Below are 20,868 nucleotides of genomic sequence, written 5' to 3' on the forward strand. Positions count from 1 at the left end.
TTCCCTGCCGTCGGCCTCAGGGACGGCGCCGATCATCCAGAGATCCCCGGTGCGGCCGAGAGTGTCGACGTGCTCTTTGTGCGTCGGGTAGACCTCTCGCACCGCGTCGGCATGGTCGGCCGGCCAGTCGTACTCGAGGAGCCAATACGTCTGGCGCGTCATGAGGCGAATCGCACGCCGAAGCCGCCGTCGACGTCCCAGGAGGCCCCCGTGACGTAGCTGGCGGCGGGGGAGGCGAGGAACGCGACCACCGCCGCGACTTCCTCTGGCTCTCCGATCCGCCCGAGGGGATGAATGTCCTGCAGATGGGTCCATGCGGCGTCGCCGTCCGTTCTGGCGTCCTACTGCGCCCGCATGGGCGGAGTATGCACGTAGCCGGGGGGAGACGGCGTTCACGCGAATGCCGTCTCGGGCGAGCTCCAGCGCGAGTGACCGGGTGAGTCCGAGCATCCCCGCCTTGGCCGCGGCGTACCCGAACAGGCCGGGGCGGGTCAGTCGCGCGTGGATGGAGGAGACGTTCACGATGGAGCCGCCGCGTCCGCCTGCCCTCATGCTCGGTGCCGCGGCTCGCGCGCATAGCCATCCCGCTTTGAGGTCGACGGCGAAGAGCGCATCCCACTGCTTGCTGGTCAGTGAGTCGAAGCTGCTCGCTTGTCCGACGCCGGCGTTGTTGACGAGGACCTCGACAGGGCCGAGCTGTTCGACGACCTGCGCGAACGCCGCTTCGATGGGCGCTTCGTCTGCGACGTCACAGCGCACGAAGATGTGCTGGGCTCCGAGCTGGTCGATCACCACCTTTCCCGTGGATTCTGTGCGCCCGAGAACAGCCACTCTCCGCCCCTGGGCAGCCAGCGCTTCCGGGATGGCGAGGCCGATCCCTTGCGTTCCGCCGGTCACCACAGCTGCACCGGGGCGGGTTGCGGCAGTCACGACGCCTGCGCCGGCGCCAGATCCGTCGCCGCGGCGCTGAGCTCCTGGGATTCGATGTTTGCGAGACGCTCGCGCAGCGCGTCGCGGATGATGCGCAGCGAGTCGCTGCCGGTCACCAGACGGAGAGGTGCAGGGCTGACATCGGCGGAGCCGATGATCGCGGCGGCGACCTTGGCCGGGTCGCTCACCGAGGGCAGAGCGGGATTCTGGATGCCGCGGCTCATCGCTGCGGGAGTGCCGTCGTAGGCGGCCATCGGCTCGGGCAGGCGGGAGCTGCCGACGCGGAATCCCGTCGCCGCGCTTCCGGGCTCGACGATCGTCACGCCGATGCCGAAGGGGGCGAGGTCCTTCGCGTTGGCCTCCATGAAGCCCTCCACGCCCCACTTGCTTGCGTGGTACAGCGATGCACCGGCGTTCGTGGCGAGACCGCCGTAGGTGGACAGCTGGATGATTCGGCCGCCGCCCTGGGCGCGCAGGTGGGGGACGGCAGCGCGAAGAATTTGGATCGGACCGACGAGGTTGGTCGCGAGCTGGTGCTCGATCAGCTCATCGGTCAGTTCCTCGGCCGCTCCGAAGAGACCGTAGCCGGCGTTGTTCACGAACACGTCAATCCGGCCCAGCGCGGCGAAGGCGTCCTCGACGACCTGGCGAATCTGGGAGGTGTTCGTGACATCGAGCTCTGCCGTCCAGATCTGGTCGCCGTACCGGTCGACCAGATCCGCCAGAACCTCCGGCTTCCGTGCTGTCGCGGCGACCCGCTCGCCTCGCTCCAGAAGCTGCTCGACCATCAGGCGGCCGAAGCCGCTGGAGGAGCCGGTGATGAACCACGTGCGCTGCGTCATGCGAATGTCCGATCTCTGAGAATCTCTCGCCAGCCGCTCGACCGACGTCACCCAATGCTCGGCGCGCGAAGAACGCGAATGAAGACCCCCCTGACACTGGTAGCGAGGGGGACAGGATGAGCGGCCGTCGACGGCGCCTCCTCCCGTAACGTCTTCGGTATGGAATCGGGAAAGCAGCTTGCGGAGTTCCTCCGAGCGCGACGCGACCTCATCCAGCCAGAAGACGTCGGTCTTCCCAGCGGAAGCCGTCGACGGGTCCCCGGCCTCAGGCGCGAGGAGGTCGCGCTGCTGGCCGGAATCAGCAATGAGTACTACCTCCGGCTCGAGCAAGGACGCGACCTGCACCCGTCCGAGCAAGTCGTCGAAGCGATCGCATCCGCTCTCCAGCTCGATGACGAGTCCCGCGCTCACGTGCTCGAGCTCTCACGAGCTCGCGCACGGCAGACCAGGACGGTTCCGCGGAAGCCGGAGCGGGTCCCGAAGGCGTAGGGATCCTCCTCGGCACACTGAACGTCCCCGCGTTCGTGATGGACAAGTACCGCGACATCCTCGCCGTGAACCGCCTCGCCACAGCCCTGGACCCGACGCTCTTGGTCGGCGCGAACCGTCTCATCTCGCTCTTCACCGACCCGGAGGCGCGCAGCTATTACCCCGACTGGGAAGAGAACACCGCCAGCGTGATCGCCCAGCTGCGAGCCGACATCGGAGGCGACGAGAACGACCCCAAGTTCCAGGCGATCGTCGGTCAGCTGTCCATAAAGAGCGACAGGTTCCGGCGGCTCTGGGCTCGTCACGACGTGCGAGGCACGGGGTCACCAACCGGGATCGTTCGCAACCCCCTCGTCGGAGATCTCACCCTTCGACGCGAGAAACTCGCCATCCTCGGCACTCACTCGCTCGTCCTCGTGATGTACCACGCAGAGCCGGACACGCCATCGGCCGACTCGCTAGCGCTCCTGTGCAGCTTGCAGTGAGCATGGTCGCTATCCGAGATCGCGGACTGGAGCGCTGAAGAGGCGCACCGCGAGCTGGTTCCCGTAGCCATATCCTCTGTGGATAACTGGGGACGTGCCCTCTCCTTGAGATGGGTCGGCCGCCGGGCCGTCATGGATCGGCGTCCAAAATGCGGGGGTCTGAGCACGAGGCAGCGATGCGGTCGCTAAGTGTCCCCCGAGCCTCCGGAGGCTGTCGTTGGTCAGAACGTGTTGAGTGTCTTGTGTGTTTCGCGAGACGGAGGGTAGCGGCACAAAAAGCGAGATCAGCAACGAAAGTCGCGCCGTTGCGCGGGAGACCGTGTCAGCGGTGCTCGAGGCCGCGGGGGCTTGCATTGACCCTGCTAAGGTGGAGTCCCCTCATGGGAACCGAGGGTTCAAATCCCTCCGTCTCCGCCACGAAAGCCCCGGTCACCCGGGGCTTTCTTGTTGGCGCGGAAGGCGCTGAATAAGGCGGATCTCCCGGTGGGCCCACAGGTGTCCCCGCGGGGACACCTGTGGGTCACTTCGTGCCGTGTCTGAGCGCAAACCGACTCTGCCAGCCCGTTGTCGGCCCATGTCGTAGATGGTCTCGTCCGACCAGGCGATGGCGGTCTCGTCGAGGGTGGCTCGGTCTCGGGGACGTCAGGGAGCAGCTGGGCGGTCGAAGAGGCCGCCGAACGGGGCGTCGGGGTCCCCGGTGTCCCGCGGGTCGACCAGTACCGTCGCGACAGACATGACAACCTGCGAAGCGTGAGTGATGAGCGCGCTCACCGAGCGGTTGCCCACCACGACGAACTCGACGAAATCTCCCAGGCTGTGCGCGGCGTCCACGATCTGCTTCTTCAGCGCAGCAAGGTCCTGCCCCTGCGCCAGGAGGAAGGACTCGCCATTGATGCGGATCTCCGTCCGCACCATGGTGTGCATTTCAGTCATCCCTCGAATCCTACGATCCGGGCAAGTGAGGACACGAATAGTCTGCATGATCCGGAGTGCCCGACGGCGGTGTCCCTCGTCCGTTCGCTTGGTGGACGGGTCGCACCGGCTATATGCCGTCGAAAGGGTCGCCGTACGGGTAGTCTTCGTCGCCGGTGTCCCGCGGGTCGTGCTGCACTGTCTCCGAGGACAGGGTGACCCGGGATGAGCGGTTGATGAGCACGCTCACGGCGCGATTCCCCACCACGGTGAAGTCGACGAACGCACCGTGTCCCTGCGCTGCTTCCTTGAAGCGCCGCTGCAGGTCGGCGTAATCCTGCCTCTGCGCCAGCAAGTACGCGCGATCGTTGACGCGGACCTCGATCCGCACCATCGTCAGCAACTCACCCATCCCTGAAGTGTACGACTAGGGCGAGGGTTTGCCGTTGGGGTTGCAAATCACGTTGCGGTGGGGGCGTCGTCGCCCGAGTCTGTGCTTCACGGACTGACTTCGTCGAGGATCAGTTCTCCGCGTGCATTCAACTGGTTCACCATGCGCTCAGCGCGTTGGGGATCGATCTTCGGCGGGGGCTCCTCATCGAACTCGATCACCAACGGGATGCTCGGGTGCATCCACGCGGAGAGGCGACCTGGGCGCTTCTTCCCCGACGGCCACGTCATCATGAAGCTTTCATGCCGGCGCAGCTTCATGCCGATCACGAACTTCAAGTGAGCCAGGAGCTCATCCTCCACCTCGATCGGCGGACGCGAGCTGTTGTACTCCAGTTTGCCCATGAGCAGAAGATACGCCTCGGATGGTCCCGACGCCCGTTCAGCACGGTCCGGCATGGAGAATCGTCCCGTGGACTGCGGAACCTGATGCGCGGCTGTTTCGATCGGAGACGCGCGCCATGTTCAGATGCCGTCGAACGCGCCGCCGTAGGGGAACTCTTCGTCGCCGGTGTCTCGCGGGTCGAACTGCACCGTCTCGACAGACAGCACGACCTCCGAGCTGGAGGTGATCAGCACGCTGACGGGGCCGTTGCCGACAATGGTGAAGTCCACGAAAGCCGCGCTGTGCGCGCCCGCCTCGATCCGCCGTTTCAGATGAGCGATGTCCTGGCCTTGAGCGAGGTAGAAGGAGCGGCCGTTGATGCTCAGCTCCGTTCGGACCATCGTCTGCAGCTCACCCATGTTGACACCGTAGGGGTGCCGTCCACGGACGCAGGGGGGCTTGCGAGTGCCTCTGCCGGAAGGTAGAAATCGCCAGCAGACGCTCGGATGATCGAGCGTCTGGACGCCGGCTTCAGGCTGACCGGAAGAACGCGAGGCGAGCGCGTCGGCTCATGCGACGCCAAGCTCGATGACTATCGTCCCATCCATGGGCGTCCTTCACTACGGCACTGACTCCAAGCCGATCCACATCGGCGATCGCGCACTCGCGCACCTCAAGATGGTGATCGTGGCGAAGCTGCGCCGCCAGGAGAGCTTCACCGTTTCCTGGCAGCACCCCGACGAAGACGGCACCGGTCGCAGCACGATCTGGCTGCACCCGTCGATCCCTATCCGCTTCGAGTTCGACGAACCTGTCGCTCCTGAACTCAATCGGGCGTGGATCGAAGAGCTCGCTCAGTCAGCGAACGCTCTTGGCGGTATCACGCTCGTCGCCGAGCAAGTTGGAGCCGACGTGGACGACGCGCAGACCGACCTCGCGGATACGGGCGAGACTTCCGTTCCGGTTGGCTGAGCGCGACAGGGGACGTTTGGCTGTCGTGCAGGGCCGTCAGATCGCAATCGAAGAGCCGTCCCGCCGAGCGAGGTCAGTTCTCTGTGGGCTGCGTGGGGTCCGGCGGCTCAGGCATGACGGTGAGGCCGTTCGGGCCGCTCGCGGCCTTCATGAGCTCGTCGAGCCACGCCCGATTGATGCGTGGCGCGCGCCCTCCCGTGAAGTGGAACTGCAGCGGTACGGCGGGGTGCAGCCAGAAGCTGCGGCGGCCGATGCCCTCGCCCACCTTGGCGTCATACATGAAGGGCTCGCCGCGGCGGAGCTTGTTCATGACGACGAGTCGCAAGTGCGCCAGCGTGCGGTCATCGATGTCGATGGAATCCGTAGCCGCGCCGTAGATGAATCGCCCCACAACTGCGACCTTACCGGCCCTCATGGATCGCGACTGCCCCTTCCAGTGTCCGGCGGGTTGTGGCCCCCGTCGCCTCAACGACGCCAGGAACGATGGGCCTGCTAGGACGCGCCGGCACCCGTCGCCCGGGCTGGAGCGCCGATGGCTGACTTGGCCTCACCCGGATGGGGGCTTGGATCCGCGGCCGGTGCGAAGGTCGCGGCATGGGCCTTCAGCAGCAGCTCGTTGCGATGCTCGGCGACACCTTCAGAGTTGCGTGTAAGGAGGCTCTAAGTCTGTTTTGGGCGCAAGCCACGTAGAGCAACGGAATCGGGATCAGTGCGCTCCTGCTCGTAGCGTTTGCAGTGGTCAGAGTGCCCCGTGGGTGTGCATGCGCTCGCCCGAGGCGCTGAAGATGCTGAGGACCTCCGCCGGCCCGTCCGCCGTCGCGCTGAGGCTGTGGGGCATCCGCGTGTCGAACTCCGCCGCCTCGCCACGCTCGATGATGTGCTCGTGATCGTCGAGCACGAGCCGCAGGCGGCCGCTCAGGACGAACAGCCATTCGTATCCGTCGTGCACGCGCGGCGCGGGCGCGTAGTCGCACGGTGGGAAGGTCACCTTGAAGGTCTGGACGGGTGAGTTCTCGAGCGTGAGGGGCGCGATGACCATGCCGTCCCGGCGCTCGATCGCCCGGCGAACGCGCGGATCCCCCGACCCCGCGGGCACGAGATCGTCGAGGCGGATGCCGAGCTGGCGCGTCAGCGGAAGCAGGAGCGGCAGCGAGGCCTGACGCTTGCCCGATTCCAGGCGCGAGAGCGTGCTCGACGACATCCCGGCCCGAGAGGCCAGCTCCTCGAGCGTCCACCCGCGCTCCCGACGCGCGGCGCGCAGGCGCGGACCGATCTGTTCCAACATGGCGTCCATCGCTTCAGTTTGCCATTACCGCAAGAGAAGTTGCTGTGTCGACCTTCGCGGGCGAGGCTCGATGCATGACCAACGATTGGGATGCTGTGATCATCGGAGGCGGTGCGGCAGGTTTGAGTGCCGCACAGATGCTGGGACGGTCGCGCAGGCGCACGCTTGTGATCGACGGCGGGAGCCCGCGCAACCGCTTCGCGGCACACATGCACGGCGTGCTCGGGCACGACGGCCTCGACCCCGCCGCACTCCTCGAACGGGGGCGGGCGGAAGCGCGCGCGTACGGCGTCGAGATCGTCGCGGGACTCGTCGCGTCGCTGTCGGACGTGGGCGACCGCCTGCGCATCGAGCTCGAGGACGGCGCCGTCGCGACGGCGCGCGCCGTCGTCATCGCGACCGGCGTGCGAGACGACCTCCCGGACGTCCCGGGGCTCGCGGACGGATGGGGCAGAACCGTGCTGCACTGTCCGTACTGCCACGGCTGGGAGGTCGCCGGGCAGCGCCTCGCCGTGCTCGCGACGTCGCCCATGAGCGTGCATCAGATCCAGCTCGTGCGTCAGCTCTCCGAAGACGTCACCGCTTTCACCGCCGCCGCGGAGCCCCTGGGCGAGGATGTCACGGCCCGGCTGCTGGCGCGCGGCGTCCGCGTCGTCCCCGCCGCCGTGCGCCGAGTCGAGCACGGCGAGAGCGGCCTGACCGTCGTGACCGATGACGGCGCGGAGACGGTCGTCGATGCGATCTTCACCGGCGGAGCGCCCCTGCTGGACCTCGCGTTCGCGGACGGCCTCGATCTCCAGCGCGCCGAAGCGCCGGGCGCCCCGCTGGCCGTCGACATGATGGGGAAGACGAGTCATCCGAGGATCTTCGCCGCGGGCAACGTCACCTCCCCCTTCGCGAACGTCCCGGTCTCGATGGGTGCGGGGTCGATGGCGGGGGCCGGAGCGAACGCGATGCTCACCGAGGAGGACTTCGCCCTGGCCGTCGCCGATCGCACCGCGCAGCGCAATGCCGGATGGGAAGAGCGATACGCCGCGCAGGACCGCTTCTGGTCCGGCCGGGTCAACGCGTCGGTGGCGGCCATCGTGACCGAGCTCGCGCCGGGCACGGCGCTCGACGTGGGTTCCGGAGAGGGCGGGGATGTCGTCTGGCTGGGCGAGCGGGGCTGGCGTGCGACGGGAGTCGACGTCTCCGCGACGGCTGTCCGCCGTGCGGCGGAGTTCGCCGCGGAGCGCGGCGTGGACGTCCGGTTCATCGTCGGCGACGGAGCCGGCTCCGTCGAGGGCGAGTTCGATCTGGTGCTGGCGAGCTTCCTGCACTCGTGGGAGAGCGACTTTCCCCGCATCCGCATGCTGCGCGACGCCGCCGACCGGGTGGCCCCGGGCGGGCGCCTCCTCATCGTCTCGCACGCGGCTCCGCCGCCCTGGGCGCGGGAGCTGCCCGAGCAGGTGCCGGTCATGCGCACGCCGGGCGAAGAGCTCCGACTCCTCGACCTCGACCCCACCGGCTGGCAACCCGAGATCGTGGAGATCCGCCAGCGCGAGGCGACGGCGCCGGACGGCACGCCGTCGCACCTGGACGACGGCATCCTTCTCCTCCGCCGGCTCGCCTGACCGGCCTCTCCGCGACGCCACTCGCTGTCCTTGGCGGGCGGCATTTTGCGCCGGGCTCAGGAGGTCGCCACAGAGGGTGTGCCGTCATGTCGTAACCGTCGCATAGGCAGTGCACGTGGCGGTGCCCAGAAGCAGCCAGAGGGGATCGTCCTGGTGATGCTCTCTGTCGCTCGCGGGCGCCGTGCCGCAAACGGTCACCGATCCCGCTGGGGTGCCGTGCCGACGGTGATCGTCCACCGGGTGAGTTCCGCGGACAGAGCCGCAGCGACATCGAGCTGTATGAGGTGTCCTGCGTCCGGGATCAAGGCGACGGTCGCGTGGGGGATCGCCTCACGAAGACGCTGGGCGCGGTCGGCGGGAATCCACGCGTCCTCCGTGCCCCAGATGATGTGGACCGGCTCGGTGATGCTGCCGAGGTGCGGCTCGATCTCCGTCGTGAAGGACTCGTCTGCTTGCGCGATCTGCCGGTAGAACGCCGGCTGACCGATCTCACCCGTCCATGGCTCGACGAGCATTCGGAGGTCGTCGGCGTGCAGGCCTTTGTGGCTCGCACCGCTGATGTAGGCCTCCACCGCGCCGCGGTGAACCGCAGGCGGGAGCTGTTCGAACACCGTGGCGTGTGCTTTGACGAGATTGAAGAAGGGTGAGCCCCAGGGTGTGAGCGCCACCACGTCGGTCAGGCACAGCGAGGCGTACGCCGCGCCGTGGAGTAGGCGGGCTCGGAGTGCTACTGCTCCACCGAAGTCGTGTGCGATGACGTGTGGACGCGCGAGCTCCCAGTACTCGAGGAGCGCTGCGAACAACTCTCCCTGTACGCCCAGATCGACTCGGTGAGAGGGGTCTTTGGATGAGGACCCGTACCCCGGCATATCCCACAGGTACACGGTGAACGACTCGGACAGCGCTTCCGCGATCGGACGCCACAGTTGCGATGACCAGGGCGTGCCGTGAAGGAACACAAGGGCGGGCCCAGACCCGAAACGATCCCAGCGGACGCTCCGCCCGCGCCACGCGAACTCCTGCGTCAAGAGCGATGTCGCCATCCCTTGATCCTCCCAGCTCTGGTCGCGCAGAACACCGCGTCAGTCCGGAGCTGCTGTGAGTACGTCGGTGATGACGCCGACGAGGAGTTAGGCGTATGAGCCGTCGTCGCGTCGACCCTCGCCCGCGCGGGTGGGAGCATGGTGGCCCACATGCTGTAGTGTCGAGAGTGAGTTATTGAAGTTGTGTTTCTGCTGGAGGATCTCCAGACCGGCTTCTAGGGCCCCGAGCACCGTCTCGGGCTGGTATTCAGTTCAGTGACTTTGGTCGCACCCCCAACCGCGGTGCGTTCTCCTCCGATTGGTTCTGTATCTCTTTTCTTGCTGCTCCAGCGGCACCTGCGACGGTCGTGTGGCGTCAAGCCTCCGAAGACGTCCACGTTGCGACCGTGCACGACGAGTTCGCCGGCTTCATCACCGAGGCCCGCGATCGGTATACCGCGCACGACGCCCACAGCCGCCCGCTGTCCATCACCGCGAGCATGAGCGAAGCTCGCATGGCCGTCGAGGTGCTCCATCGCACCGCGGCGTCGCCTGCCCAGCCGCCGCTGATCGGCGCGCACCAGACCCCGCGGCGACGACGTCGTCGCGCTCACAGGGATCACCACCATGGTCCGACCAAACAAAGGAATGACGTCATGGCCACAGGCACCGTCAAATGGTTCAACGCCGACAAGGGATTCGGGTTCATCGCTCCCGACGACGGCTCCGCTGACGTGTTCGCGCACTACAGCGCGATCAACAGCGGCGGCTACCGCAGCCTCGAGGAGAACCAGAAGGTCTCCTTCGACGCCGAGCGGGGCCCGAAGGGCATGCAGGCAGCGAACATCCAGCTCGTCTGACGCGACGGAGAAGCGGGCGCTCGTCCCGGGCACGATGCCCGAGATGAGCGCCCGTCCTGTTCTCCGCGAAAATGGCGCCGTCAGGGCATCAGCTCCGCGTTGGCGCTGATTGCCGAGATCGCTCCAGTCCCTACGAGGCGGTGGGTGCGCCGCTGTCCTCGTGCTCGCCCGTGAGGATGATGCCGCGTCCTTCAAGGGCGGAATCGGCGAGGCGCTGAATCCAGTCTCGGTTGAGCTGCGTCGGTTCCTGACCGTCGAAAAGGAACTTCACGGGGATCGATGGGTGGATCCAGACCGTTGTGCGACCGTGCCGGTCGGGAGCCTGCCACGACAGGGTGAAGCTCTCAGAGCGTCGCAACTTGGTGGTGATGACAGCCTTCAGATGTGCCAGCGTGCGGTCGTCGACGTCGACGGCGGGTCCCATGTGGTCGTAGTAGAGCTGCCCCATCACAGTGCCTTTCCCTCGTGCACGAGACGTTACACCGACGAGGGAGTGCGTCGGATCCCCGCCCGCTCGCGGGCAGCCCGCTGATGTCAGCAGTCAGCTGGCGTCCGCGATCCGGGACTGGAGCGCACGGATCGTCGATCCGAGCACGCCGCGGGCCAGCAATCCGCCGGCGACGAAGGGACCCGCCGAGTCCTCGCCGATCGGCGGAAGCTGACGGAGGGCCCTGCGCACCTCGACGGTCATCTGCTGCGCCTGCCAGTCGAGTTCGGCTTCCGCCTCGTCCGGTCGGCGCGCGCTCACAGCCTTCACCGCGTAAGCGGCCGCCCCGAGTGCGTGCGCACCCATGTGAGCCACGCCGGAGGCCTGCGCGGCTGCCCGTGCGGCGGCGATGGCTGCGGGAGTCGCGACCGATCCGGCGGCCCGGCCGGCGACGAAGCGGCGGCGGATCTCGCCGGCGGTGTCGAGCTCACCGCGGCCATATGCGCGGGCTCGCTCTATCGCGTCACGCGGACGCTCATCGGTCGGTGCCTCCTCCTCGAAGAAGGGCAATACTCGTTCCGCGCAATCGGCTGCCCACACCGCCACGAGGCGTCGGTCGGCTTCGCTGAGCGACTGAGGCGAGAGCGTCATCCCCTCATGCTTCCATGGCGTCGTCGACGACCTTCTTAGACCGAGCTCGGTCCGCCTTCGCGTTCGGGCCTCCGGAATCGTGTAATCCCACGTCGAAGGATCGACTTCGTCCGGATCAGGGTCGCCACGAACCCCCTGCCCGCGCTGACCGTCCTGACGGAGCAAGAACGAGCCCGAGCTCGGCGCCTATGACGTGGTCCGCCGCGAAGGAGGACGAACCCGTCCCTCCGGGGAGCATCAGTCGACTCAACCCGGAGGGACGGGACTCGTATGCCAGCACCCGAAGCCGGCGACTGCAGCTCTCCTCTCCCCAGAGGAGCGCTCCCTTATCCCTCCACCAGGATGCCTGCTGCAGCCGATTTCTGCGAAGACCCGTCCAAGGATTGACAGGGGTCGCCCACGCCGCTATTGGTTCGGCGTCAGCGCGTTGCTCAGTGCGCGGGAACGGTGAAGAAGGCGAGACCGGACAGGTTCACCACGACCTCGTCCCGGGCGTCGACGAGCACGGCCAGTACGGATTCGCATTCCGCGCATCGGAGGACGGTGCCCATCGCGGTGACGAAGGCGCGGGCGCGGGCGAGCTCCCGCGCCTGCCCGCAGCCGCCGCAGCGGCCGACCGCGGCGGTGAGGTCGATGCCCAGCAGATCGTCGAAGCGACCCGCGAGCGCATTGCCGTCCAGGTGGGTCATCGGCTTCCTCCGAATCGCTCGGTGCGGATCCGCTGGGCGTCGTGTCCGAGCCCGCGCAGCCATCCGGCGACCGTCTCGACGAACGGCGTCGGCCCGCAGACGTAGATGCGCGGGGAGAGAGACGCGGGGAACGTCCGCTCGGCGACCTCGTCGAGCGTGAGGCGACCGGCGGGCCGCATGGAACCCTCGGCCCGCGTGCGGGTGTGGACGATGTCGACCTCCGTCCGGGCGAGTCCGGCGAGCTCCTCGGCGAAGAAGACGTCGCGCGGCGTGCGCACCGAGTACAGCAGCCGGAACTGCTCGCCCTGGGCCTCGCGCTCGCGCGCTGCGGCGATGGCGAACAGCGGGACCACGCCGGATCCGCCCGCGATGAGCTGGACGGGGGAGGGGTCGTCCGACGGCTCCCAGACGAAGAATCGGCCCAGCGGACCGTGCACCTCGATCTGCTCCCCCTCGGCCACATCGTGCACCAGGAAGGGCGACACCTCGCCGTCGGGGACCTCGTCCACCGCCAGCACGACGCGGGTGACGTGGCCCGAGGAGGCGATCGAGTACGACCGCGTCGCCTGGTAGCCATCGGGCGCGGTGAGCCGGATGTCGAGATGGGAGCCGGCGTGGTTACCGGGCCAGGTCGGCACGTCCAGCTCGAGGCGCACGGCCGACGGGGTCTCGGGGTGCCGACCCGCCACGCGCGCGACGTGCCAGCGGACGGGCAGCCGCTCCGTCACCAGTAGCGCTCCTCGCGCCACGGATCGCCGCGCAGGTGATAGCCGTTCTGCTCCCAGAAGCCGGGCTCGTCGGTCGGCATCATCCTCATGCCGCGCACCCACTTGGCGCTCTTCCAGAAATAGAGGTGCGGGACGAGCAGCCGGGCAGGGCCCCCGTGCTCGGGCGTGAGCGGCTCGCCCTCCGCCTCGGTCGCGATCCACGCCTTGCCGTCGAGGAGATCCTCCAGCGGCACGTTCGTCGTGTAGCCGCCGTAGCTGTGCACCATGACGTAGTCGAAAGCGCTGTCGACCTGCTCGAACAGTCGGTCGAGCGGGACGCCGCGCCACGCCATAGAGAGCTTCGACCAGTGCGTGACGCAGTGGATGTCGGTCACGACGTCCTCGACGCCCACGTCATGCAGGGCGTCCCAGTCCCACGTATGCTCCGCGCCGGCCTCGGTCGCGATCGTGAACGACCACTCGTGCGCGGGGATCTCCGGCGTGAGTCCGGCGCTCAGCACCGGCCAGTCGTCCACTTTCGTCTGCCCGGGCGGAAGCCGCTCGTCGCGCGCGCGGCTTCGGCCGCCGAACCCGCTGTTGATCACGCCCATCAGGTGCACCATCACCTTCGTCCCGATGCGCCAACCGTTTCGGCGTGGGCGCCCTGAGGCGATTGTGGCGGCTGCGACGCGAAGAAGCGAGGGTGGCGTCAGAGGAACTGGCCGAGCGACGTGACCGTCCTCGTCGCCGCATCCCAGCGACGCAGCGCTCGCGCGGTGCCGTGGAGGTCACCGCCCACCACCTCGAGCGCGTGCTCGAGGTCGCGGATGCGGACGCGTCGGGCGAGTGTCACGTGCGGGGTCCAGGACCTGGGAGCGGTGTGCGGGGCGTCGGCGCCGGGGCCTGCAGCGTCATGCACGGCGTGGTGAAGGGCGAGCAGCTCTTCTGACGGGACGACGCTGCGCGCGAGCACGCGTCGATCGCCCGCACCGAACAGCAGTGGAGCGCCCAGGCGCACGTCGAACGTCGGTCGGGCCGCGATCGCGTCGAGTGCCGCGAGCTCGGTGCGCACGAGAAGGGTGATGTGGGGGCGGTTGCTCGCCGACGTATGCGCCGCGAGACTCGACAGCCCCGCCGACGCCAGCGCCGCCCACTCGGCGCGTACGGCGGCCTCGGTCTCGGCATCGAGGAGCAGCTCGACGCTGATCACCGGCGAGCGCGTCATGCTCCCGACGATAGTGCCGCTCGTGACACCTCTTCCGGCAGACGAGAGGGTGCGCTCTACTGGTTGCATGGCCAGGGGTGAGGTGTTCCCCATCGTCAACTGCGTCGACCTCGCTCGCGCACTCGACTGGTACCAGCGCGTGCTCGGCGGCACGCTCGCGTACCGGTTCCCCGAGGAGGGGGATCCGCAGTACGTGACGCTCCGCGTCGGCGCCGGGCAGGTCGCGCTGGGCAACGGCACCGGCCCTGCCCTCTACGGCGAGACACCCCGGCCCGCGACGGGGCATGCGGTCGACCTGTGCGTCTACGTGCTCGATCTGGAAACCGTCGTCCGGGCGGCCGCCGACGCCGTGGCGGTGCCTCCCGCGGACATGCCGTGGGGCGAGCGCGTCGCCTACCTCCGCGACCCCGAGGGGACGATGATCCTGGTCATCCAGGACCAGGCCTGACCGACGGGCGACCGCGGCTGCCCCCGACCGAGGGCGACGACATCAGGGGATGTGCCGCCGCACGGCGGCGACGAAGCCGTCGGTATCGTCGACCCAGAGCCGCAGGGTCGAGACGGAGTGGGTGCCGCCCTTCGGAGGCAGCCCCGGGAGGTGGATCGGGGTCGGGCGCTCGAGGGCGATCTCGATGTTCGTGGCGTCCTGGATGCGCAGCGACAGGATGCGTCCGTCGTGCCCTTCGGTGACGCGCGGCGTCTTGGGCTCGTCGGTGCGGGCGCGGCGCTCGACGGAGGCGATGTCAGCCCAGCTGAGAGGGATGTCGACCTCGAGTCCCTCGCGCACGACGATGCCCTCGGGTCCCACGGTGTGCGGACGCATCAGATAGGCGCACAGCAGCCCGACCATCCATGTGAGCCCCCAGATCCCGATCACGAGGAAGAAGATCCGGATCGGCAGCCAGCGGTGCACGATGAGGTCGATGATCGGGATCTCGATCGCGGAGAGCCCGATGAAGACGCACAGGATCATCAGCACGGGGCGCTCGTAGCGGAAGCCGCTGGCCCCGGCGGCGATCGCCGGGCGCCGCGCGATCGCGCGGCCGATGCTCGAGTAGATGCGCAGCTCCATGCGCAGCGCGCGGACCGCGAACGACCGGACGCGCGCGAAGCGCGTGTCGGCCGGGCGGGCGGTCGTCGATGACATAGGACGATTATCCCCAGCGGCCGACCGCCGCCGAAGGGCCGTCGGCCTCAGTTCAGCGCGATGATCGCGATGTTCAGCGTCGTGGCGAACGCGAGCCAGAGCGCGTAGGCGATCATCACCACCGTCGCGATGCGCGACCAGCGCCACGCGGCGACGGCGAGCCAGATCACCGCGACCAGGAGCAGCAGGATGATCGCGAGCGCGAGCCACCAGGCCGCCTCTCCCAGGACCGGGAAGCCGGCGAAGAACGCGGGCGTCCACATCGCGTTGAGTGCGATCTGGACGATCCAGACGCCGAGCCAGGTGCGCGCGGCGTTCGGCTGCCCCGAGCCGCGGAACCCGCGGCGCCACACCAGGAAGCACGCGGCGGCGATGCCGGCGTAGAGCACGCTCCACACCGGGCCGAACACCCCGCCGGGCGGGTTCCACGGCGCCTTTTCCGCATCCGCGTACCAGCCCTCGACGTTGCCCGCATTGGCGAGCGAACCGGCGGCCGCGACCGCGGCCACCGCGACCAGCAGGATCGCCGCGACGAGGAGTTGCCTGCCGACCGACGGCCTGGTGGCGGCGCTCAGGACGTCGCCTCCACGTGCGCGCGAGCAGCGTCCCGGACGGCGTCGAGAGAGCCGGTGTCGACGGAGCCGGCCTCGGCCTCACCGACCGCCTCCGAGGTCGCGTAGTTGTGCACGACCTCGACGAGGTCGAGCAGGAACTGCGCGCGTCCCGCGGCGTCCAGAGTCTTGAGCTGCTGTTCGATGTCTGCGGCGAGCATGGTGTCCAGTGCCATGCCAGCGACGCTACGGCCGTGCACGGGTGAGCGCGAGGGGGTTGCGTCGCCGCGCCGAAGAGGTCACGGGTCAGCGCTCGGCGAGCCGCGCGACCGCCTCCGAGATGGGGGTCCGACCGTCGGTCAGCTCCACGATCATGCGCGACAGCGCGGGAACGGCGAGCGCCTCCGCGATGAACGCCGCGAGGTTGTCTCGCCGGATGTCGCCGTACTCGATCGCGAGCCCGGCGGTCACGGAGCCGTCTCCGGGCTCGTCGCGCAGCGTGCCGGGGCGCACGATCAACCACTCGAGATCGGTCTGGGCAAGGTGCACGTCCGCGGCCTTCTTCACGCGCATGTAGTGCTCGAAGCCCTCGTTGGGCTCGGCGTCGCGTCCGGCGTCCGGGAACACCGACACGAGGACGAAACGACGCACGCCCGCACGAGCGGCCGCGTCGGCGGCCTTGACCAGGCCCTCGCCATCGATCGCGGTGGTCTTGTCGCGTCCCGTGCCGTGCGCGCCGGCCGAGAACACGACAGCATCGTGCCCGCGCATCCGCTCGGCGAGAGCCTCGACGTCGTCGGCGATCAGGTCGCCCGCGACGGGGACGGCGCCCGTCGCGCTGATGGTCTCCGCCTGTTCGGGGCGCCGGTGCATGCCCGTCACCTGGTCGCCTCGCTCGCTCAGGATCGTGGCGAGCCTGCTGCCGACTCCGCCCGCCGCGCCGATCTGGAACACCTTCATGGATCGTCCTCTCCTCGCGTCGCACCGGCGGATGCCGGCCCGTCCCATTCTGCGCCCAGGAAAGGAACCGGAGGGTGGTGGCAGGGCATGGGCGCGAGAGAGGATGACCGCATGCCCGAGTCGCCAGAGGTCGATGCGCTCGCCGGGATCCTCCAGATCCGGCTCGTCGGACGCGAGGTCCGGGAGGTGGATCTCGAGGAGTTCCGCGCCCTGAAGACTCGCAACCGTCCCCTGACCGAGCTCGTGGGTCGCACCGTGACCGGCGTGCGACGGTTCGGCAAGCACGTGTCGCTCGACACCTCGGAGCCGGGCCGCAGCGGTCCGAGCCTGCTCATCGGATTCGGACGCGCGGGCTGGGCGTTCTGGGTGGAGGAGGATGCGGAGGAGCAGGCGCCCGTGATCGCGCGCATCCGCTTCGGCGGGGCCGAAGGGGACGACGGCGAGGAGCTCGCGCTCACCGACGCCGGCGACTGGCTGTCGCTGAGCCTGACCGTCACGGACGATCCGACGAACGAGCCATCCGTCACCAAGCTCGGACCGGATCCGCTGTCCGACGATTTCACGCGCGAGGCGTTCGAAGGCATCACCGGGAAGCGCCGCAAGCAGCTCAAGGCGCTGCTGCAGGAGCAGGAGTCGCTCGCGGGCATCGGCAACGCCTACTCGGACGAGATCCTGCACGCGGCCAGGCTGTCGCCGACCATGCACGCCGCCGACCTCGACGAGGACGAGCGCGGCCGTCTGTACGCGGCGATCCGCGAGATCCTGCGCGGCGCGTTCGCGGGCCGCCGCGACGTGCCGCTCGAGCGCCAGAAGGCCGAGAAGGTCGCCGCCATGCGGGTGCACGGTCGCACGGGCGAGCCGTGCCCGGTGTGCGGTGACGAGGTGCGCGACGTGCCGGGATCGAAGGGCGGCGCGCAGTACTGCGCGACGTGCCAGACGGGCGGCGTTCCGCTCTAGCCCGGGCGAGCCCTCTGCCGGCCTGCGGCTGAAGGTGTGCGGAACGCACGCCGGAACCGGCTCGACGGTGCACTCGGCGCACCCTTTCCGGCATCGGCGCCGCACGCGCGCATGGGCCGCTCAGGCGGATGGGGCAGACTCGACAGGATGCCTTCCCCGCTTCTCGACGCCGTCCGTGCGACCGCCGGCGACGCCGACGGCGTCTACGACGCGTTCGTCGCGTGGGCGGGGGAGCGTGGGCTCGCCCTGTATCCCGCGCAGGACGAGGCGGTGATCGAGCTCGTGTCCGGCGCGAACGTGATCCTCGCGACGCCGACCGGCACCGGCAAGTCGCTCGTCGCGATCGCCGCTCACGCGGTCGCCCTCGCGAACGGCGGGCGGACGTACTACACCGCCCCGATCAAGGCGCTCGTGAGCGAGAAGTTCTTCGCGCTCGTGGACGTGTTCGGCGCCGAGAACGTCGGCATGGTGACGGGCGACTCGTCCGTGAACCCGGACGCTCCGATCGTGTGCTGCACGGCGGAGATCCTCGCGAACCTGGCGCTGCGGCAGGGCGCCGACGCGGATGTCGCGCAGGTCGTGATGGACGAGTTCCACTACTACGGCGATGCCGATCGCGGCTGGGCGTGGCAGGTGCCGCTGCTGCTCCTGCCCGGCGCGCAGTTCCTGCTGATGTCGGCCACGCTCGGCGACACCGCCGAGATCCAGGCCGATCTGTCGCGCCGCACCGGGCGCGAGACGACGCTCGTCGCGGGAGCCGAGCGTCCCGTGCCGCTGCATCACACGTACGCGAAGCGCGCGGCGCACGAGCTCGTCGAGAACCTGCTGGAGGAGCGCGAGACGCCGATCTACATCGTGCACTTCTCGCAGGCGGCGGCGATGGAGCGGGCGCAGGCCCTGGCGAACGTCAAGGTCGCCACGCGGGAGCAGCGCGACGAGATCGCCGAGGCGATCGGCGGCTTCCGGTTCACGACGTCGTTCGGGCGGACGCTGTCACGGCTCGTGCGCGCGGGCATCGGCGTGCACCACGCCGGCATGCTGCCGCGCTACCGTCGCCTGGTCGAGACGCTCGCGCAGCGCGGCCTGCTGCGCGTGATCTGCGGCACCGACACCCTGGGCGTCGGCATCAACGTGCCCATCCGCACCGTGCTGATCTCGGCGCTGTCGAAGTACGACGGCACCCGGATGCGGCGGCTGTCGGCTCGCGAGTTCCACCAGATCGCGGGGCGCGCGGGGCGGGCGGGCTTCGACCCGTACGGGAACGTCGTCGTCATGGCGCCCGACCACGAGATCGAGAACGAGCAGGCGCTGCGCAAGGCCGGCGACGACCCGAAGAAGCTCAAGAAGGTGCAGCGCAAGTCGGCACCCGCCGGCTTCGTGTCCTGGAGCGAGGCGACGTTCGACAAGCTGGTCGGGGCGGAGCCCGAGCCGCTCACTCCGCAGCTGCAGATCACGTCGGCCATGATCATCAACGTCATCGGCCGCGGCGGCGACGTGTTCGGCAACATCCGCGCGCTCGTGTTCGACAACCATGAGCCGCGCGCGCGGAAGTACGCCCTCGCCCGTCGCGCGATCGCGATCTTCCGCACCCTGCGCGATGCCGGGATCGTCGAGGTCACGCCCGGGGGTGACATCCGGCTCGTCGTCGAGCTGCAGCCGAACTTCGCCCTCAACCAGCCGCTGTCGCCGTTCGCGCTCGCGGCGATCGAGCTGCTGGACCCGGACGACGGCCCCGGCGCCGCGGGCACCGGCCACTACGCCCTGGACGTCGTGAGCGTGATCGAGGCGACGCTCGACGATCCGCGGGCGATCCTCGGGCAGCAGGAGTTCAAGGCGCGCGGCGAGGCGGTCGGCGCCATGAAGCGCGAGGGCATCGAGTACGACGAGCGCATGGCGCTGCTCGAGGACATCACCTACCCGAAGCCGCTCGCCGATTTGCTCGCCCAGGCGTTCGAGGTGTTCGCCACCAGCCAGCCGTGGGTGCGCGACTTCGAGCTCAAGCCGAAGTCGGTCGTGCGCGACATGTTCGAGCGCGCCATGAGCTTCGCGGAGTTCACGAACTGGTACCAGCTCGGCCGCAGCGAGGGCCTCGTGCTGCGCTACCTCAGCGACGCGTACCGGGCGATCCGGCAGACCGTGCCCGCCGAGGCGCGGACCGAGGAGCTGCTCGACATCATCGCCTGGCTGGGCGAGCTCGTACGCCAGGTCGACTCGAGCCTCGTGGACGAGTGGGAGGCGCTCGTGTCGGGCACCGACGCCCACGGATCCGACGAGGACGTGGTGCCGCCCGCGCCGCCGTCGCTCGTGCATAACCGCCGCGCGTTCACCGTGCTCGTGCGCAACGAGCTGTTCCGCCGCGTGCAGCTGGCCGCGCGCGAGGCCGACGACGAGCTCGTCGAGCTGGACCCGGACGCCGGCTGGCCCGAGGTGCTCGACGCGTACTACGCCGACCACGAGTCGATCGGCATCTCGGGCGCCGCGCGCTCGCCGCAGCTGTGCCGGATCACCGAGGGCCCGGAGGTGTGGCGGGTGGAGCAGGTGATCGACGACCCCGAGGGCGACCACGACTGGCGCATCCGGGCCGAGGTCGACCTCGCGGCATCCGACGAGGCCGGCGCCGCGGTCGTGCGCGTGACCGAGGTCGTGCGGCTCTAGGCCGATCAGCCCGCCGGATCGGGGCGCAGCTTGCGCAGCCACGCCTCGGTCTGACTGACGTGCGCGGCAGCCGCCGCCGACGCCGCGACCGGATCGCGGGCCCCGAGCCCGCGCAGGATCGCGCGGTGCCCCGCATCCGAGAGGGCCTTCACCGTCGCGCCCTCCGCGGAGGGGAAGAGGTGGTACGCGCGCGAGCGCGCCCGCAGCACGCCCACCATGGCGGACAGTGCCTCGTTGCCGCCCAGCGCCAGGATGCGCATGTGGAACTCGTGATCGAGCGCCGACTGCTGCTCGTCGTCCGTCGTCGCCTCGAGGCGGTCGAGGAGCTCGTCCAACCCGGCGAGCGTGTCGGGGTCGCAGCGGGCCGCCGCGAGCGACGCCGCGTGCGCCTCGAGCACGCGACGCAGCTCGTACAGCTCGAGGATCGACTCGAGGGGCAGCAAACCGATCGTGAGCGAGAGCGTCTGGATCACGTCGGCCGCGCGCAGCTCGCCGACGAAGCTGCCGGATCCCCGTCGGGTGTCGAGCACGCCGAGCGCCGCGAACGTCCGGATGGCCTCGCGGATCGAGCCGCGGGACACGCCCAGCCGGTCGCTCAGCTCGCCCTCGCTCGGCAGGCGGTCGCCGGGCTGCAGCGTGCCGTCCGCGATGAGGGCCCGCACGCCGTGCAACGCGGTCTCGATGGCGCTCATATCGCTCATCTCTCCATCATCC

27 protein-coding genes, 1 tRNA gene and 2 pseudogenes are annotated in these 20,868 nt (G+C 69.1%); 9 read left to right on the forward strand and 21 right to left on the reverse strand.

Going from position 1 to position 20,868, the window contains the following annotated elements; genetic code table 11:
- Positions 1–158: 158 nt before the first annotated feature.
- The 3 genes and pseudogenes from BJP60_RS15390 to BJP60_RS02040 form a co-directional block, all read right to left on the reverse strand.
- Positions 159–314 (reverse strand): annotated as a pseudogene (locus BJP60_RS15390) (SDR family oxidoreductase); the annotation flags it as partial.
- Positions 315–360: 46 nt separating this feature from the next.
- Positions 361–930: pseudogene (locus tag BJP60_RS15550) on the reverse strand (SDR family NAD(P)-dependent oxidoreductase); the annotation flags it as partial.
- A complete protein-coding gene (locus BJP60_RS02040; RefSeq protein WP_257793744.1) occupies positions 927–1,772 on the reverse strand; it encodes an SDR family oxidoreductase in 846 nt (281 codons plus the stop codon). The gene BJP60_RS02040 and the pseudogene BJP60_RS15550, both read right to left, overlap by 4 nt.
- A gap of 159 nt (positions 1,773–1,931) precedes the next feature.
- On the opposite strand from BJP60_RS02040, the gene BJP60_RS15195 reads away from it, so the two are divergent.
- The 3 genes from BJP60_RS15195 (at position 1,932) to BJP60_RS02050 (ending at position 3,163) form a co-directional block, all read left to right on the forward strand.
- Positions 1,932–2,261: a helix-turn-helix domain-containing protein gene (locus tag BJP60_RS15195; protein WP_238439511.1), complete on the forward strand. Its 330-nt coding sequence runs from the start codon at positions 1,932–1,934 to the stop codon at positions 2,259–2,261.
- Positions 2,262–2,299: 38 nt separating this feature from the next.
- Positions 2,300–2,746 carry an MmyB family transcriptional regulator gene (locus BJP60_RS15200; RefSeq protein WP_238439512.1) on the forward strand — a complete coding sequence of 149 codons (447 nt, stop codon included), beginning with the start codon at positions 2,300–2,302 and terminating at the stop codon, positions 2,744–2,746.
- A 312-nt stretch (positions 2,747–3,058) separates the two neighbouring features.
- Positions 3,059–3,163: transfer RNA gene (locus tag BJP60_RS02050), tRNA-Ser, on the forward strand.
- 225 nt (positions 3,164–3,388) lie between these two features.
- Here BJP60_RS02050 and BJP60_RS02055 read toward each other — a convergent pair.
- The 4 genes from BJP60_RS02055 to BJP60_RS02070 form a co-directional block, all read right to left on the reverse strand.
- Complete coding sequence (locus BJP60_RS02055; protein ID WP_238439513.1) at positions 3,389–3,679, reverse strand: hypothetical protein; 291 nt, start codon at positions 3,677–3,679, stop codon at positions 3,389–3,391.
- Positions 3,680–3,788: 109 nt separating this feature from the next.
- Complete coding sequence (locus tag BJP60_RS02060) at positions 3,789–4,070, reverse strand: hypothetical protein (protein WP_203137222.1); 282 nt, start codon at positions 4,068–4,070, stop codon at positions 3,789–3,791.
- Positions 4,071–4,156: 86 nt separating this feature from the next.
- Positions 4,157–4,453, reverse strand: a complete 297-nt coding sequence (locus tag BJP60_RS02065; RefSeq protein ID WP_203137224.1) for a DUF7882 family protein — start codon at positions 4,451–4,453, stop codon at positions 4,157–4,159.
- A 120-nt stretch (positions 4,454–4,573) separates the two neighbouring features.
- Entirely contained in the window at positions 4,574–4,852 is a 279-nt protein-coding gene (locus tag BJP60_RS02070) for a hypothetical protein (RefSeq protein ID WP_238439514.1), read from the reverse strand.
- Between the two features lie 187 nt (positions 4,853–5,039).
- On the opposite strand from BJP60_RS02070, the gene BJP60_RS02075 reads away from it, so the two are divergent.
- The gene (locus BJP60_RS02075; protein WP_203137226.1) at positions 5,040–5,405 is read left to right on the forward strand and encodes a DUF7882 family protein; all 366 of its coding nucleotides are present in this window, start codon (positions 5,040–5,042) and stop codon (positions 5,403–5,405) included.
- A 73-nt stretch (positions 5,406–5,478) separates the two neighbouring features.
- Here BJP60_RS02075 and BJP60_RS02080 read toward each other — a convergent pair whose 3' ends face one another.
- Together BJP60_RS02080 and BJP60_RS02085 are read right to left on the reverse strand one after the other, a co-directional pair.
- Positions 5,479–5,796, reverse strand: coding sequence for a DUF7882 family protein (locus BJP60_RS02080; RefSeq protein WP_203137228.1), 318 nt, complete (start codon positions 5,794–5,796; stop codon positions 5,479–5,481).
- A gap of 348 nt (positions 5,797–6,144) precedes the next feature.
- Positions 6,145–6,699, reverse strand: coding sequence for a helix-turn-helix domain-containing protein (locus BJP60_RS02085; protein WP_203137230.1), 555 nt, complete (start codon positions 6,697–6,699; stop codon positions 6,145–6,147).
- 65 nt (positions 6,700–6,764) lie between these two features.
- Here BJP60_RS02085 and BJP60_RS02090 point away from each other — a divergent pair, with 65 nt between their 5' ends.
- Positions 6,765–8,303, forward strand: a complete 1,539-nt coding sequence (locus BJP60_RS02090; RefSeq protein WP_203137232.1) for a bifunctional NAD(P)/FAD-dependent oxidoreductase/class I SAM-dependent methyltransferase — start codon at positions 6,765–6,767, stop codon at positions 8,301–8,303.
- A 194-nt stretch (positions 8,304–8,497) separates the two neighbouring features.
- Here the strand turns inward: BJP60_RS02090 and BJP60_RS02095 are convergent, their stop codons facing one another.
- Positions 8,498–9,346, reverse strand: coding sequence for an alpha/beta fold hydrolase (locus tag BJP60_RS02095; RefSeq protein WP_203137234.1), 849 nt, complete (start codon positions 9,344–9,346; stop codon positions 8,498–8,500).
- A 635-nt stretch (positions 9,347–9,981) separates the two neighbouring features.
- On the opposite strand from BJP60_RS02095, the gene BJP60_RS02100 reads away from it, so the two are divergent.
- A complete protein-coding gene (locus BJP60_RS02100; protein WP_203137236.1) occupies positions 9,982–10,185 on the forward strand; it encodes a cold-shock protein in 204 nt (67 codons plus the stop codon).
- Positions 10,186–10,315: 130 nt separating this feature from the next.
- Here the strand turns inward: BJP60_RS02100 and BJP60_RS02105 are convergent, their stop codons facing one another.
- The 6 genes from BJP60_RS02105 to BJP60_RS02130 all read right to left on the reverse strand — a co-directional run bounded on the left by BJP60_RS02105 (position 10,316) and on the right by BJP60_RS02130 (position 13,884).
- On the reverse strand, positions 10,316–10,633 hold the full coding sequence (locus BJP60_RS02105; RefSeq protein WP_203137238.1) for a DUF7882 family protein: 318 nt from the start codon (positions 10,631–10,633) through the stop codon (positions 10,316–10,318).
- Between the two features lie 93 nt (positions 10,634–10,726).
- Positions 10,727–11,263, reverse strand: coding sequence for a putative immunity protein (locus tag BJP60_RS02110; protein WP_203137240.1), 537 nt, complete (start codon positions 11,261–11,263; stop codon positions 10,727–10,729).
- Positions 11,264–11,694: 431 nt separating this feature from the next.
- Complete coding sequence (locus BJP60_RS02115) at positions 11,695–11,952, reverse strand: DUF6510 family protein (RefSeq protein ID WP_203137242.1); 258 nt, start codon at positions 11,950–11,952, stop codon at positions 11,695–11,697.
- Entirely contained in the window at positions 11,949–12,680 is a 732-nt protein-coding gene (locus BJP60_RS02120) for an FAD-binding oxidoreductase (RefSeq protein WP_238439515.1), read from the reverse strand. Before BJP60_RS02120 ends, BJP60_RS02115 begins: the two co-directional genes overlap by 4 nt.
- Positions 12,677–13,270: a molybdopterin-dependent oxidoreductase gene (locus BJP60_RS02125; RefSeq protein ID WP_203138861.1), complete on the reverse strand. Its 594-nt coding sequence runs from the start codon at positions 13,268–13,270 to the stop codon at positions 12,677–12,679. Before BJP60_RS02125 ends, BJP60_RS02120 begins: the two co-directional genes overlap by 4 nt.
- A 98-nt stretch (positions 13,271–13,368) precedes the next feature.
- Positions 13,369–13,884, reverse strand: coding sequence for a 2'-5' RNA ligase family protein (locus BJP60_RS02130; protein ID WP_238439516.1), 516 nt, complete (start codon positions 13,882–13,884; stop codon positions 13,369–13,371).
- Positions 13,885–13,951: 67 nt separating this feature from the next.
- On the opposite strand from BJP60_RS02130, the gene BJP60_RS02135 reads away from it, so the two are divergent.
- Complete coding sequence (locus BJP60_RS02135; RefSeq protein WP_203137248.1) at positions 13,952–14,332, forward strand: VOC family protein; 381 nt, start codon at positions 13,952–13,954, stop codon at positions 14,330–14,332.
- A gap of 42 nt (positions 14,333–14,374) precedes the next feature.
- On the opposite strand, the gene BJP60_RS02140 is transcribed toward BJP60_RS02135, so the two are convergent.
- From BJP60_RS02140 to BJP60_RS02155, 4 genes are all read right to left on the reverse strand, one after another.
- Complete coding sequence (locus tag BJP60_RS02140) at positions 14,375–15,031, reverse strand: hypothetical protein (RefSeq protein ID WP_203137250.1); 657 nt, start codon at positions 15,029–15,031, stop codon at positions 14,375–14,377.
- 47 nt (positions 15,032–15,078) lie between these two features.
- Complete coding sequence (locus BJP60_RS02145) at positions 15,079–15,540, reverse strand: TspO/MBR family protein (protein ID WP_238439517.1); 462 nt, start codon at positions 15,538–15,540, stop codon at positions 15,079–15,081.
- Positions 15,541–15,602: 62 nt separating this feature from the next.
- On the reverse strand, positions 15,603–15,818 hold the full coding sequence (locus BJP60_RS02150) for a hypothetical protein (RefSeq protein ID WP_203137252.1): 216 nt from the start codon (positions 15,816–15,818) through the stop codon (positions 15,603–15,605).
- Positions 15,819–15,888: 70 nt separating this feature from the next.
- On the reverse strand, positions 15,889–16,542 hold the full coding sequence (locus BJP60_RS02155; RefSeq protein ID WP_203137253.1) for an NAD(P)H-binding protein: 654 nt from the start codon (positions 16,540–16,542) through the stop codon (positions 15,889–15,891).
- A gap of 111 nt (positions 16,543–16,653) precedes the next feature.
- Between BJP60_RS02155 and BJP60_RS02160 the strand changes: the two genes are divergently transcribed.
- Positions 16,654–17,499 (forward strand): DNA-formamidopyrimidine glycosylase family protein, encoded by an 846-nt coding sequence (locus BJP60_RS02160; RefSeq protein WP_203137254.1) that lies wholly within the window; start codon positions 16,654–16,656, stop codon positions 17,497–17,499.
- A gap of 147 nt (positions 17,500–17,646) precedes the next feature.
- On the forward strand, positions 17,647–20,154 hold the full coding sequence (locus tag BJP60_RS02165) for a DEAD/DEAH box helicase (RefSeq protein ID WP_203137255.1): 2,508 nt from the start codon (positions 17,647–17,649) through the stop codon (positions 20,152–20,154).
- Between the two features lie 5 nt (positions 20,155–20,159).
- On the opposite strand, the gene BJP60_RS02170 is transcribed toward BJP60_RS02165, so the two are convergent.
- Positions 20,160–20,855 carry a FadR/GntR family transcriptional regulator gene (locus tag BJP60_RS02170; RefSeq protein ID WP_238439518.1) on the reverse strand — a complete coding sequence of 232 codons (696 nt, stop codon included), beginning with the start codon at positions 20,853–20,855 and terminating at the stop codon, positions 20,160–20,162.
- Positions 20,856–20,868 lie beyond the last annotated feature (13 nt).

The sequence above is a fragment of the Microbacterium sp. JZ31 genome, assembly GCF_016805985.1.
Taxonomy (GTDB): Bacteria; Actinomycetota; Actinomycetes; order Actinomycetales; family Microbacteriaceae; genus Microbacterium.